Here is a 12,632-nt window from a genome sequence, read left to right on the forward strand (position 1 = left end):
GACCGGGTCAGTACTCCACGACGGCGCGGATTGATTTGCCCTCGTGCATCAGGTCGAAGCCCTCGTTGATGCGGTCGAGGGTGAGCTTGTGGGTGATCAGGTCGTCGATGTTGATCTTGCCCTCCATGTACCAGTCGACGATCTTGGGCACGTCGGTCCGCCCCCTGGCGCCGCCGAAGGCGGTGCCCTTCCAGACGCGGCCGGTGACGAGCTGGAACGGGCGGGTGGCGATCTCCCGGCCGGCTTCGGCGACGCCGATGATGATGGATTCGCCCCAGCCGCGGTGGCAGCACTCCAGCGCCTGACGCATCACGTCGACGTTGCCGGTGGCGTCGAAGGAGAAGTCGGCGCCGCCCCCGGTCAGGTCGACGATCGCCTGCACGACCTTGTCGTTGCCGATCTCCCTGGGATTGACGAAATCGGTCATGCCGAATTTTTCGGCCATGGCGCGCTTGGCCGGATTGACGTCGACGCCGATGATCTTGTCGGCGCCGACCATGCGGGCGCCCTGCACCACATTGAGGCCGATGCCGCCCAGGCCGAACACCACGATGTTGGCGCCAGGCCAGACCTTGGCGGTGTAGATCACGGCGCCGATGCCGGTGGTCACGCCGCAGCCGATGTAGCAGACCTTGTCGAACGGCGCGTCCTTGCGGATCTTGGCCAGCGCGATCTCGGGCAGCACCGTGTAGTTGGAGAAGGTGGAGCAGCCCATGTAGTGCAGCACCGGGTCGCCATCGCACGAGAAGCGGCTGGTGCCGTCGGGCATCAGGCCCTTGCCCTGGGTGGCGCGGATCGACGTGCACAGGTTGGAGCGCCGCGACAGGCAGGTCTTACACTGGCGGCATTCGGGCGTGTACAGCGGGATCACATGGTCGCCGCGCGCCACGCTGGTCACACCCGGCCCGACATCGACCACGATGCCGGCTCCCTCGTGGCCCAGGATGGCCGGAAACAAGCCCTCCGGGTCTGCACCGGAGAGCGTGTAGGCGTCGGTGTGGCAGATACCGGTTGCCTTGATCTCCACCAGCACCTCGCCGGCCCGCGGCCCCGCGAGCTCCACGTCCATGATCTCCAGGGGCTTTCCAGCGGCGATCGCGACGGCGGCACGCGTTTTCATGGGGGAGGTCTCCAGCGGTTGGGAGCAGGATGGGAACGGCAAGCGATGCCCGATTGCAAGCCCCGAGCGGGGGAGCAAGCCTCCGTCAAGCGTCGGGCACGTTGGCCTTCAGCTCGGCGAGCCAGACATGGGCATTGCCGTCCGACGGGGCGCGCCAGTCGCCGCGCGGCGACAGCGAGCCGCCGGACGAGATCTTGGGCCCGTTCGGCAGGGCCGAGCGCTTGAACTGGCTGATGGTGAAGAAGCGGAACAGAAACACCTCCAGCCAGCGCCTGATCTCGGCCAGGCCGTAGGCCCTGTGGTCCTTCTCGGCGATGTTGGCCGGCCAGCGGCCGCGCTTGACGTCACCCCAGGCGTTGAGCGCCATGAAGGCGATCTTCGACGGCGCGTAGCCGTAACGCGTGACGTAGAACAGATTGAAGTCCTGGAGCGCGTAGGGGCCGATCACCGCCTCGGTCGACTGGATGGCGCCCGTCGCATCGGCCGGCACCAGCTCCGGCGAGATCTCGGTCGCCAGGATGGCCTCCAGGAGCGCGCTGGTGTCGGCGCTCACGTCACCGGAATAGGCGACGAAGCGGATCAGATGCTGGATCAGCGTCTTCGAGACCGATGCGTTGACGTTGTAGTGGGACATCTGATCGCCGACGCCGTAGGTGCACCAGCCGAGCCCGAGCTCCGACAGGTCACCGGTGCCGACGACGATGCCGCGGTGGTGATTGGCGAGGCGGAACAGATAGTCGGTGCGTAGCCCCGCCTGCACGTTCTCGAACGTCACGTCGTAGACCGGTTCGCCGCGACCGAACGGATGCCCGAGGTCGCCGAGCATCTGGCGCGCCGCCGGGCGGATGTCGATCTCGCCGGAGGAGACGCCGAGCGACGTCATCAGCGCCAGAGCGTTGGCCTTGGTGCCCTGCGAGGTGGCGAAGCCGGGCAGGGTGTAGGCCAGCACGCTGGTGCGCGGTAGCCCGAGGCTGTCCATGGCGCGCACGCAGACGAGCAGCGCGTGGGTCGAATCGAGGCCGCCGGAGACACCGATCACCACCTTTTCGGTGCCACTGGCCTTGAGGCGCGTCGCCAGGCCCTGGACCTGGATGTTGTAGGCCTCGTAGCAATCCTCGCGCAGCCGGCTCGGGTCCGACGGCACATAGGGATAGCGCTCGATGTCGCGCGCAAGCGGCACATCGTGCGCCGGCTGGTCGAGCGTGAACGTCACCGCCTGGAAGCGCGCGACGCGGTCGGCTTCCGCGCGGATGGCCTCGCCGAAGCTGGTGAGCCGTAGGCGCTCCTGGCGGATGCGGTCCAGGTCGATGTCAGCCGCGATGAGCACGGGCTCGGCCGGGAAGCGCTCGCTCTCCGCCAGTCGTTCGCCGTACTCGAAGATGGCGGCGTGGCCGTCCCAGGCCAGATCTGTCGTCGACTCGCCGGGGCCGGCGGCGGAATAGACATAGGCCGCCACCGCCCGCGCCGACTGGCTGGCGCAGAGCAGGCGTCGCGTCTCGGCCTTGCCGATGGTGATGTTGCTGGCGGAGAGGTTTATCAGCACCTCCGCTCCGGCGAGGGCGGCAAAGCCCGACGGCGGCACCGGCGTCCACACGTCCTCGCAAATCTCCACGTGGAAGGTGACCGGCAGGGTGCCGGCCGAGCGGAACAACAGATCGACGCCGAACGGAGCCTCCCGGCCCGCAACCGTGATCGTTTGTCCCCGCACCTCGGTGCCCGGGGTGAAGTAGCGCGCCTCGTAGAACTCGCGGTAGTTGGGCAGGTAGGACTTGGGCACGACGCCGAGGATGCGGCCGGCGTGGACGACCACGGCCGCGTTGTAGAGCCGGCCGCGCCAACGTAGCGGCGCGCCGACAATCAGCACCGGAAACAGTGTGCGCGAGGCCTCGACCAACTCGTCCAGCGCCTGCTCGACCCGGTCGAGCAGCGGCTGCTGCAACAGCAGATCATCGATGGCGTAGCCGGAGATGCCGAGCTCGGGGAACACCAGGGCGCCGACGGCGGCGGCATCGCCCCGCCGGGCCAGCTCCAGCGTCTGCGCCAGATTGAAGGCAGGGTCGGCGATCCCGGTCTTCGGCACGCAGGCCCCCAACCGGAAGAAGCCGTGGGTGTAGAGCGAATGGAACCCGCCCATGGGCCAGCATGCCTTTCTCGTCCGATGTGCGGGCGGTGCCCGAGCGCTGTGGGCACCGCCTACCCTTTTTCGCGTCGCCGCTACACTTATTTATGCACGAGGCGCAGGCCAAGCGCGGCGGCGTCGATGCGGACGAGTGAAACGGTATGGCAACGGCCACCAGCGGCTACCATCTGTTCGACACGGCGATCGGGCGTTGCGGCGTCGCCTGGGGCGAGGTCGGCCTCGTCCGCGTCTCGCTGCCGGAGCGCAGTGAAGCCGACACCCGGGCGCGCTTGCGCCGTCTTCATCCCGATTTGCGGGAGCACGAGCCGCCGGCCGCCGTGGCCGGCGTTGTCGCCGACATCGTGGCGCTGCTCGCCGGGGAGCCCAGGGATCTCGCCGACGCCGTCCTCGAGCTCGAAGGCATTTCCGAGTTCAACGCCCGCGTCTACGCCGTGACGCGCACCATCAGACCGGGTGAGACACTGACCTATGGCGAGGTCGCGGCCCGGATCGGCGAGCCCGGGGCGGCCCAGGCCGTCGGCCGCGCGCTCGGCTCCAACCCATTTCCCATCGTCGTGCCGTGCCATCGCGTGCTGGCGCGGGGCGGCAAGGCCAACGGCTTTTCCGCCCATGGAGGCGTCGCGACCAAGGCGCGGATGCTCGCCATCGAAGGCGCGCCGATCGACGGCGGACCCAACCTGTTTGGTGATCTGCCCTATGCGGCGAAGCCGCAACGGCGGCGGCAGCTCTGACGGCGTTCAGCCGGTGGGTCGCTGCGGGGCGCAGAGACCGCGGAGAAAGGGGGGCCGGAAGCCCAAGCCCCCCTCACGACAGGCCAACGGCGCTGACCGCCATGGCTGTTCTCGCCCCCCTTGCGGCCGGCCTCTGCCGCCAGTTCCCGATCCTGCGAGAAACTGCGCTTCTCGTCCGGCACGCTCTGCCCACCCTTGTGGCCGGCTCTGGCGGCAAGGTCATGATCTTGCGAGAAACTGCGCTTTTCGTCGGGAACGCTCTGGCCGCCCTTGCTCGCGATCTCGCGTTGCTTGTGATCATCCATAGATGCAAAACCACGATTTGACGTATTGGCCATGATTGTCTCCGTTTTGAATTTAGCGATCTTGAATAAGACCGCTGTGATTCGAACCAACGAGCCGTCGGCATGGTTCCCGATCGTTCGCGCGATTACATGATTTATATGGTCGAGATAAAGTTAATACGTATAATATGCTTCTATTAAGCGATCTGTAGCGGAGCAAATAAGTAAACGTGGCTGTATCGTCGTCTGCTCAGCCGTGGCCGGCTGCCGCAGCCTCCGTCGACGGCGATGGCCTGTGCGCGGAGGCCGTCGGTCCGGGGGCTGCTGCGGCCCGTTCCGCCGTGGTGCGATCCGAACGGGACAGGCCCTGGGCGGCTATGCCTTCGCCGGCCGGCCCGTGGCGCGCCAGACGTAGACGGCGCCCAGGAGCAGCAGGACGCTGGTGCCGAGAAACACGGCACGCATGCCGATATGCCCGCCGATGAAGCCACCGACCAGCGGGCCGGCGACCTGTCCGGCGAACTGCGACGAGATCGAGAAGCCGAGGACGGTGCCGACGATGCGATCGGGAACGTTGTGGCGGATCACGGCGGCGACGCAGGGAAGCAGGCCGCCGAGCGCCAGCCCCATGAGGAAGCGCAGCGCGATCAATTGCCAGCCGTCCGTCACGAACGCCTGCGGGATGAGGAGCAGCGCCGCGGCGGCCATGGCCAGGACGATCACGCCCGTATGCCCGATGCGGTCGGCGAGCTTGCCGAGCGGGGAGGCGGACAGGATGCTGCCCAGGGCGGCCGCGGACATGACGAGGCCGGCGACGAAGGTCACGCTCTGCGGGTTGTCGACGATCGTGGCCACGTAGACGGTGATGATCGGCTCGATCGACATGTTGGCGAAGGCGAGCAGCAGCCCGGTTGCCAGCATGGCAAAGACCACGTCCTTGTGGGGCAGCTCCGCCCAGCGGCCGTGGGCGGCCGCCGCCCGAGGCTGAGCCTGCCGAGGCGCTTCCTTCAGCAGGAAGCAGGTCGCCAGGAAGGCGATGAAGATCATGCCGCCAGCCAGGCAGAAGGTGGCGCGGATGCCGATGAGGGGAGGCAGCAGCCCCCCGATCAGCGGTCCGATCAGGTTGCCGGCCATGATGCCGGACGAGAGCACGCCGAGGGCCCAGGCGGAGCGGGCCTTGGGCGTCTGCTCGGCGACCAGGATCATGGAGCCGGATGAATAGCCCCCGGCGAGCCCGACGATGAGCCGCAGGCCGACGAGCTCCCAGATGTTGCGCGAGAATCCGATCAGCGACATGGTGACCGCCATGCCGAGGCTCGCCCGGACCAGCATGGGCTTGCGCCCGTAGCGGTCGCCGAGGCGCCCCCACAGCGGGGCCACCAGCGCGGCCGACAGGAACGTCGCGCTGAAGGCGATGCCGGACCATTGCACGATGGCCGCGTGCCCGCTGACCCCGAGCTGCTCTACGTAGAGCGGCAGGAAGGGCAGCATCAGCGTCATCGCGACGATGGTGGTGAACGAGCCGAAGAAGCAGACGACCAGGTTGCGGCGCCAGTGCGCCGCGTGGTCGCGGGACGTGTCCGCGGCCTCGCCGGGGAGATCGGTGGTGCTGTCTGCCATGGATCGATCTACCCGCGCGCTGGTATACGGGGCAATGACGCCTGGCGCAGGTCCGCCGCGCAAATCGATCTGACTGGCAGGAGAGGTATGCAGAAGACGTTCGCGGTCGCGCCCCTAATGGACTGCACCGACCGCCATTGCCGCTACTTCCACCGGCTGCTGTCCCGCCGGGCGCGGCTCTATACGGAGATGATCACTACCGGCGCCGTCATCCACGGCGATCGGCAGCGGCTGCTCGGCTTCAGTCCCGAGGAGCACCCGGTCGCCGTCCAGCTCGGCGGCAATGATCCTTCGCAGCTCGCTGAGGCCGCCCGCATCTGCGCCGACTTCGGCTACGATGAGGTGAACCTCAACGTCGGCTGCCCCTCCGATCGTGTCCAGGGCGGATCGTTCGGCGCCTGCCTGATGCGGGAGCCGGGGCTCGTCGCCGATTGCGTCGCGGCCATGAAGGCGGTGGTGTCGGTGCCGGTCACCGTGAAATGCCGCATCGGCGTCGATGATCAGGATCCGGAGGCCGCCCTCGACGAGCTCACCCGCCGCGTCGTCGACGCCGGCGTGGACGGGCTGATCGTGCACGCCCGCAAGGCGTGGCTGAAGGGCCTGAGCCCGCGGGAGAACCGCGAGATCCCGCCGCTCGACTACGATCGCGTCTATCGCCTGCGGCGGGCGTGGCCGGCCCTACCGGTCGTCATCAACGGCGGCATCACCTCGCTCGCCCAGATCGAGGTTCACCTCGCCCATACGGACGGGGTGATGCTCGGCCGCGCCGCCTATCAGAATCCGGAGCTTTTGCTGCAGGTCGATCCCGCGCTTTACGGCGAAGTTGCGCCCGTCGCCGGGCCGATCGAGGCGGTGGAACGGCTGCTGCCCTACATCGAGGTGCAGCGCGCCGGCGGCGTGCGGCTCCATCAGATCACCCGTCACCTGCTCGGCCTGTTTCCCGGCCGGCCCGGCGCCCGCGCGTTCCGCCGGCATCTGGCGACGCGGGCGACCGCGCCGGGCGCCGGCCCGGAGGTGCTGGCCGAGGCCGTCGGGCTGGTCGCTCGCGAGGGGCATGTGGCGCAGGCTGCGGCCTAAGCAGCGCTATGAGCGCGGCTGGCGCGTAGGCCCGAAGTTGCTCCGGAACGCGCGATGTCTCACGCCGAGGGCGCCGCGATGCGATGCAGCGGCCGGCCACCGGCCGCGAGCGCGAGAATGACCATCACTTCGTTTGGATGCGGCGCATCGGCGATGCGGATCTCCGCGGCGTCCATGTGGTCGAAGCTCCAGATGGAAGTCTTGCCTGTCAGCGGCAACGCGATCGCCGCGCCGGCCGCGCCGATCGTCTTGGTCGACGGTATGATCTCCGTGCCGCCTGTGGCCGACCGCACCGGGGCCCCGAATTTCGGATGCAGCAGGGCCGCCGCGTGCTCGAGCTCCCCGTCGAGGCCGACGATCGCCGCCTTGCCGTACGCCTCGATGTCGGCGGGCTCGGCTTCGAGCGCCCTCATCGCCCGCTGCACCAGCAGCGCCGCCAAGTCGCGACCGACATCGTAGAGTGGCGTCAGATCCTCCTCGTAACGCCCTGCGAACGGATTGGAGATCACGGCGGCGGCGATCGCCTTGCGCACGGGAGGATGCACCGCGCGCCCTGCGGCACCAAGCGTCTCTTCGAGATGGACAACGAGCTTGCGGATCATCGGGCGCCTCATGGCATGGAGTCGGATGGCATTATGGGCAGGATGCGGATGGGGGATGCAGGCCCGGGCGCGCTGCGTCGCGGCGTGCGTCGGCGGCCGACGCAGGGCAGCGGATGCACCAGCACCTCGGTCAGGCCGAGCGGCGCTCGGCGGCGCCCGCCGTCGCTTGCCGCAGAAACGGCAGCACGGCGGCATGGAACGCCTCGGGCTCGCAGGCGGATGCGGCATGACCTCCATAGGTCATCGTCTTCAGCTGCGCATCGCCGATACCCGCCGCCAGCTCGTTCGCGGCAAAGCGCGGCGTCAGAATGTCGTCGTCTGCCACCAGCACCAGTGTCGGCACGGCGATCGACGGCAGGTAGGAGCGACCGTCGAACGCCAGGACGGCCTCGACCCGTGCCGCGAGGATCGCGGGCGTCGTCGAGTGCGCGACATTGGCATCGAGCTCCGCGGCGATCCGGGGCCAGGCTTCGCAGACATAGCGCGGTGGATAGAGAAACAGCGGCGAAGCCCGATGATAGGCGGCCGGCCCGGCGGTGGCGAGCAGAAGCTGCCTCATCTCCATGCACATGCGCATCTGCGGACAGAGGCTCGCCCAGCTGGCGTACAGCACGAGGCGCTCGACCAAGTCGGGATGTCGGGACGCCAGAACCTGGCCGATGGCTCCCCCGGTCGAATGTCCGAGCAGGCTCGCCCGCGACAGCCCGAGGTGCCGCATCAGCCGGACGAGATCGTCGGCGAGCAGCTCGACCGAGTAGGCGCCTTCCGCGCGCGTGCTGCGCCCGGTGCCGCGCTGGTCATAGCGCAGGACGGTGAAATGCCGGGCCAGCGCGTCGAGGTTCGGCTGCCAATAGGACGCGACGCCGGCGAGGCCCGTGACGAGGACGAGAAGAGGTCCCTCGCCGCGGATCTCGTAGAACAGGTCGATATCGTCGAGCGATGCGGTGGGCATCGGTGAACTCCTGACAGGGCTGCAACGCTCCGCGGTGCCGCGCCGCGTCGACCGCCCGGCGACACGGGGCGCGGCGCCGAGGCGACAAGCGGAGGGCGGGCTGCCCGGCGAGCCTGCGGAGGTGGCATCTGGTGGTGCGATCCGCATCTTGCGGATGACACGCGACGACGAGGGATAGTCTTGAAGTCGTTCAGAAGCGCATGAAAAACTCTTGGCTTATGCATGGGCCGCTCGGCAACGAGCGCACAGAGCCTAACAAGGCTCGGCCGCGATGCGTAAACCAGAATCGTGGTCGCCGTGTTGCCCAATGCTGAACGCCGCGTTCGGCCCGTGGCACATGGCTTGCTTCGACGTGGCGCCGGTCGGCAGCCCCTGAGAGCGCACCATGAACTTCAATATGTACCGTTATTTCAACGAGGTGGCGGAGACGCGGTCAATCCGCCGGGCCGCCGACCGACTGCACGTGGCGCCCTCGGCGATCAGCCGCCAGCTCGCCCTGCTGGAGCATCAGCTCGGAACCCTCCTGCTGGAGCGCTCGAACACCGGAATCCAGCTGACATCGGCCGGGCTGCTGCTGGAGCGCTACACGCGAACGATGTTCCGGGATCTGGAGCGCGTCCAGGATTCGATCCGCACGCTGAAAGGTTTGCGGCAAGGTGAGGTCAAGCTCTGGGCGATGGAGGGCCTGCTCTTCGGCTTCCTGCCGCGGGCCATCAACAAGTTCAACGACATCTATCCGGCAATCCGCTTCACGGTCTACACGGACTCCACCGACCGCATCCTCGAGGCGATGATCCGGGACGAGGCCGATATCGGCATTGTCTTCAATGCCAAGCCGCGGCCGGGCATCGAGACCGTGGCGGATCATACCGAGCCTGTCATGTGCCTGGTCGCGGCCGATCATACCTTCGCCGACCGAGACGTCCTGTCGCTTTCGGAGATCTGCACGCAGCAGGTCGCGCTTCCCGTGGCCAGCTTCGGCCTGCGTCAGCTGTTCGACAAGGCCGTGTCACGGCGCAATCTCACGGCCAATGCGATCGTGTCCGCAAACAGTCTCGAACTGACACGTGCAATGGCGCTCACCGGCCGCGCCGTGACGATCGGCCCGGCCCTGGCCGCGGCCAAGGAGATCGACGAGGGGGCGCTCAAGGCGATCCCGATCGGGGAAGAGGAATTCGCGGCCGCGACCTCCGCCATCTGCGTGCACCGGGATCGGCGCCTCAGCTACGCGGCCAACGAATTCCTGAAGATGCTGATCAAGGAGTTTCCCAGCGCCGGCCGGACGGGATGCTGAACGGAAGGCCCCGCCCGCGGCCCGTTCCTGCGCGTTTCGTGTTGCCCTTTGCGCAACACGACATCGCAACATCTCTGTTATCGCCGTGCGGTCGTTGCTGGTAGCGTGATCGTCAGTCTCCAGTTCTCGCTCCCGCGCAACTTGAGGACACAAGTAAAATGAACGCTTCCGAGCGACATATCGAACTCGGTGTATTTCTCCCCGTAGGAAATGGCGGCTGGATTACCTCGACGACCAGCCCGCAGTTGCCGGCCACCTATGCCTACAACAAGGAGGTGGCGATCCTCGCGGAAGGGTTGGGTTTCGATTTCACGCTCAGCATGGCGAAATGGCGCGGCTATGGCGGTCCGAGCCGGCACTGGGATGTCACGCTGGAGTCGATGACCACGATGGCCGGCCTGGCGGAGGCCACCAGCCGGATCGGCGTGTGGGGCACCGTTCACACCATGATCTTCCATCCGGCCGTGGTCGCGAAGATGGCCGCGGTGGTCGACCAGATCTCGAGCGGACGCTTCGGTCTCAATCTGGTCGCCGGCTCGAACCCGGTGGACCAGGGGCAGATGGGCCTCTGGCGGGATCTCGACCATGGGGGGCGCTATCGGCTGGCCGAGGAGTGGCTCACCGTCATCCGCCGGCTTTGGAGCGAGGAGCGGGTCGACCATGCCGGCGAGTTCTTCAAGCTCGACGACTGCATGTCCAATCCCAAGCCGGAGCGCGCGCCGCCGATCATCTGCGCCGGGGCCTCGGATACAGGCTTCCGCTTCACCGCCCGCCACTGCACGGGCAGCTTTCTGCTCGGCAGCAACCGCGACGACTTCGTGAAGACGGGGCGCCGTGCCAAGGAGCTCGCTGCCGAGATCGGCCGCAGCGGCTTCAAGACCTATGGATTGTTCACCATCGTCCCTGGCGCGACCGACAGGGAGGCGCAGGAGCGGGTCGATTACTACAATTCGGGCGTGGACGCGGTCGCTCTCGACAACCAGAGCCGGGAATATGCCTCCGATCCGAGCCTGAAGCAGAACACGATGGCCAATCGGTTCATCGCCCAGGGCGAACAGCGCAACTCGATGAGCCCGGCGGCGATCGTCGGCTCGCCCGAGACCATCGCGCGCAAGCTCGCCGACATCGTTCACAACGCCGAGCTCGACGGCATCACCGTCATCGTTCCCGACTTCATCGACGATCTCCGCACCATCGGGACCACCGTGGTGGCGGGGCTCCACGAGGCGGGTGTGGTCTGCAACGCCTACACCCATCAGCATAGGAGCGACGCATGGCGGCGATCAATCCGCGCGGGCTGAAGCGGCAACCCTACTACAACCACGCCAAGCTCCGGCCGGGACGCCCTGTTTTCGCAACCGGGCAGGTGGCCTGGGATGCGGATGGCGAGGTCGTCGGCGCAGGCGACATCGATGCCCAGGTGGCCCAGGTCTATCGCAACATCGAGCTTCTCCTCGACGGCCTCGGCGCGGTGCCGGACGACATCGTCAAGACCGTCACCTACGTCACGGACACGGGTTTTGCCGCCGCCATTCACCGCGGCCGGCTCACGTTCTTCGAAGGGTGTGACCTGCCCGCCAGCACGCTGGTGCAGGTCGCCGCACTCGCCGACCCGAGGCTTCTGGTCGAGATCGAGCTTGTGGTGATGGTCGCCGATTGAACCCGACCGGGCGGCGCCTAAGCAGACATTCGCGGACCGGAGCACGGTTCCGGTCCGCGAATTTCAGCTAAGACTTTGTAAATGCCGCAGTATTTCTCAGCCCGCCGGTTGGGCGGGCTCGGAAATCCTGCCTAGCATCCGACACCTCAGATCCAACAGGGGAAACACGATGGCTCAGCCGTTTCGCTCCGTGTCGCGTCGCGTCCTTCTTGGCCTTGCCGCAGCGTCGCTGCTGTCGCCGGTTCCCGCGTCGGCGGATGGGCCGGTCGAGGTGGCAGGCCTGTTCACCGGTGCCGTCACGCAAGGTAACTGGGATCCGCCGGGCTTCGCGGCCTTCGAGAAGATGGCAAAGACCTACGGCTTCAAGTCCTCCTATGTCGAGCACGCGACCTACGAGAAGGCGCCGGCCATTCTCCGGCAGCTGGCGTCGCGCGGCGTCAAGATGATCATCTGCCAGAGCTCGGGCTATTCGGCCGCGATTCTCGAAGTCGCGAAGGAATTCCCCAATACGCAATTCGTGCTCTACAGCTATGCCGCGACGACCGGCGCGCTGAAGAACTACAGTGCATGGTCCGTGAACTGGGACGAATACGGCTATGTGACCGGCGCCGTCGCGGCCGCGTCGAGCAAGAACAAGCACATCGCCATCATCTCCGGGGAGGAGATCCCGTCGGCCAAGCGCGCCCACGAATTCACCTCCCGCGGCGCCAAGGCACTGGTGCCGGCCATCCAGGTCGACAAGGTCTTCACCGGCTCCTTCACCGACATCGCCAAGGCCAAGGAGATCGCCACCGGCGTCATCCTGCGCGGCGCCGACGTGCTGTTGCCGTCCGCCGATCTCGCCGATGCCGGCATCCAGCAGGCGGCGGAAGAGGAGAAGGCGCTCACCATCGGCGCCTACATGGACCAGAGCAAGTCGTTCCCCGGCGCCATCATCACCAGCACCGTGCTCAACTTCGACAAGGCCTATGACCAGATGGGCCAGATGATGAAGGCCGGCACGCTCGGCGGCCAGATCGTCCAGATGGACCTCGCCAGCGAGGGATGGACGCTGACCAAGCCCTTCCGCCATGTGGCGCCCGAGGTGGAGACCAACGTCGTCGGCCTGATGGGCAAGCTCGCCAAGGGCGAGATCAAGCTCGAGAACTGACC

At 67.3% G+C, this 12,632-nt stretch carries 11 protein-coding genes and 1 pseudogene; 6 read left to right on the forward strand and 6 right to left on the reverse strand.

The genetic code is table 11. From position 1 onward, the window contains the following. Window positions 1-7 precede the first annotated feature (7 nt). Both ACZ5PO_RS24080 and ACZ5PO_RS24085 read right to left on the reverse strand, forming a co-directional pair. Complete coding sequence (locus tag ACZ5PO_RS24080) at window positions 8-1,120, reverse strand: S-(hydroxymethyl)glutathione dehydrogenase/class III alcohol dehydrogenase (RefSeq protein WP_464184424.1); 1,113 nt, start codon at window positions 1,118-1,120, stop codon at window positions 8-10. A gap of 85 nt (window positions 1,121-1,205) precedes the next feature. Continuing rightward, a complete protein-coding gene (locus ACZ5PO_RS24085) occupies window positions 1,206-3,254 on the reverse strand; it encodes an NAD(+) synthase (RefSeq protein WP_464184425.1) in 2,049 nt (682 codons plus the stop codon). Between the two features lie 146 nt (window positions 3,255-3,400). On the opposite strand from ACZ5PO_RS24085, the gene ACZ5PO_RS24090 reads away from it, so the two are divergent. Next, window positions 3,401-3,991: a methylated-DNA--[protein]-cysteine S-methyltransferase gene (locus ACZ5PO_RS24090; protein ID WP_464184426.1), complete on the forward strand. Its 591-nt coding sequence runs from the start codon at window positions 3,401-3,403 to the stop codon at window positions 3,989-3,991. Between the two features lie 89 nt (window positions 3,992-4,080). Here ACZ5PO_RS24090 and ACZ5PO_RS24095 read toward each other — a convergent pair. Then, a pseudogene (locus ACZ5PO_RS24095) lies at window positions 4,081-4,329 on the reverse strand (con-10 family general stress protein); the annotation flags it as partial. A 321-nt stretch (window positions 4,330-4,650) separates the two neighbouring features. Next, window positions 4,651-5,895: an MFS transporter gene (locus ACZ5PO_RS24100; RefSeq protein ID WP_464184428.1), complete on the reverse strand. Its 1,245-nt coding sequence runs from the start codon at window positions 5,893-5,895 to the stop codon at window positions 4,651-4,653. A gap of 87 nt (window positions 5,896-5,982) precedes the next feature. On the opposite strand from ACZ5PO_RS24100, the gene dusA reads away from it, so the two are divergent. Then, the gene (gene dusA, locus ACZ5PO_RS24105) at window positions 5,983-6,972 is read left to right on the forward strand and encodes a tRNA dihydrouridine(20/20a) synthase DusA (protein WP_464184429.1); all 990 of its coding nucleotides are present in this window, start codon (window positions 5,983-5,985) and stop codon (window positions 6,970-6,972) included. A 59-nt stretch (window positions 6,973-7,031) separates the two neighbouring features. Here dusA and ACZ5PO_RS24110 read toward each other — a convergent pair whose 3' ends face one another. Next, complete coding sequence (locus tag ACZ5PO_RS24110) at window positions 7,032-7,574, reverse strand: amino acid synthesis family protein (protein WP_464184430.1); 543 nt, start codon at window positions 7,572-7,574, stop codon at window positions 7,032-7,034. Between the two features lie 130 nt (window positions 7,575-7,704). After that, entirely contained in the window at window positions 7,705-8,526 is an 822-nt protein-coding gene (locus ACZ5PO_RS24115) for an alpha/beta fold hydrolase (RefSeq protein ID WP_464184431.1), read from the reverse strand. Window positions 8,527-8,911: 385 nt separating this feature from the next. On the opposite strand from ACZ5PO_RS24115, the gene ACZ5PO_RS24120 reads away from it, so the two are divergent. The 4 genes from ACZ5PO_RS24120 to ACZ5PO_RS24135 all read left to right on the forward strand — a co-directional run bounded on the left by ACZ5PO_RS24120 (window position 8,912) and on the right by ACZ5PO_RS24135 (window position 12,630). Next, on the forward strand, window positions 8,912-9,820 hold the full coding sequence (locus ACZ5PO_RS24120) for a LysR family transcriptional regulator (protein WP_464184432.1): 909 nt from the start codon (window positions 8,912-8,914) through the stop codon (window positions 9,818-9,820). A 158-nt stretch (window positions 9,821-9,978) separates the two neighbouring features. Then, window positions 9,979-11,121: an LLM class flavin-dependent oxidoreductase gene (locus ACZ5PO_RS24125; RefSeq protein ID WP_464184433.1), complete on the forward strand. Its 1,143-nt coding sequence runs from the start codon at window positions 9,979-9,981 to the stop codon at window positions 11,119-11,121. Further along, window positions 11,094-11,480: a RidA family protein gene (locus tag ACZ5PO_RS24130; protein WP_464184434.1), complete on the forward strand. Its 387-nt coding sequence runs from the start codon at window positions 11,094-11,096 to the stop codon at window positions 11,478-11,480. The genes ACZ5PO_RS24125 and ACZ5PO_RS24130 overlap by 28 nt, the downstream gene beginning before the upstream one ends. Window positions 11,481-11,649: 169 nt before the next feature. Next, window positions 11,650-12,630 carry a BMP family protein gene (locus ACZ5PO_RS24135; RefSeq protein ID WP_464184435.1) on the forward strand — a complete coding sequence of 327 codons (981 nt, stop codon included), beginning with the start codon at window positions 11,650-11,652 and terminating at the stop codon, window positions 12,628-12,630. Window positions 12,631-12,632: the final 2 nt, after the last annotated feature.

The sequence above is a fragment of the Chelatococcus sp. KU-N122 genome, assembly GCF_055391085.1.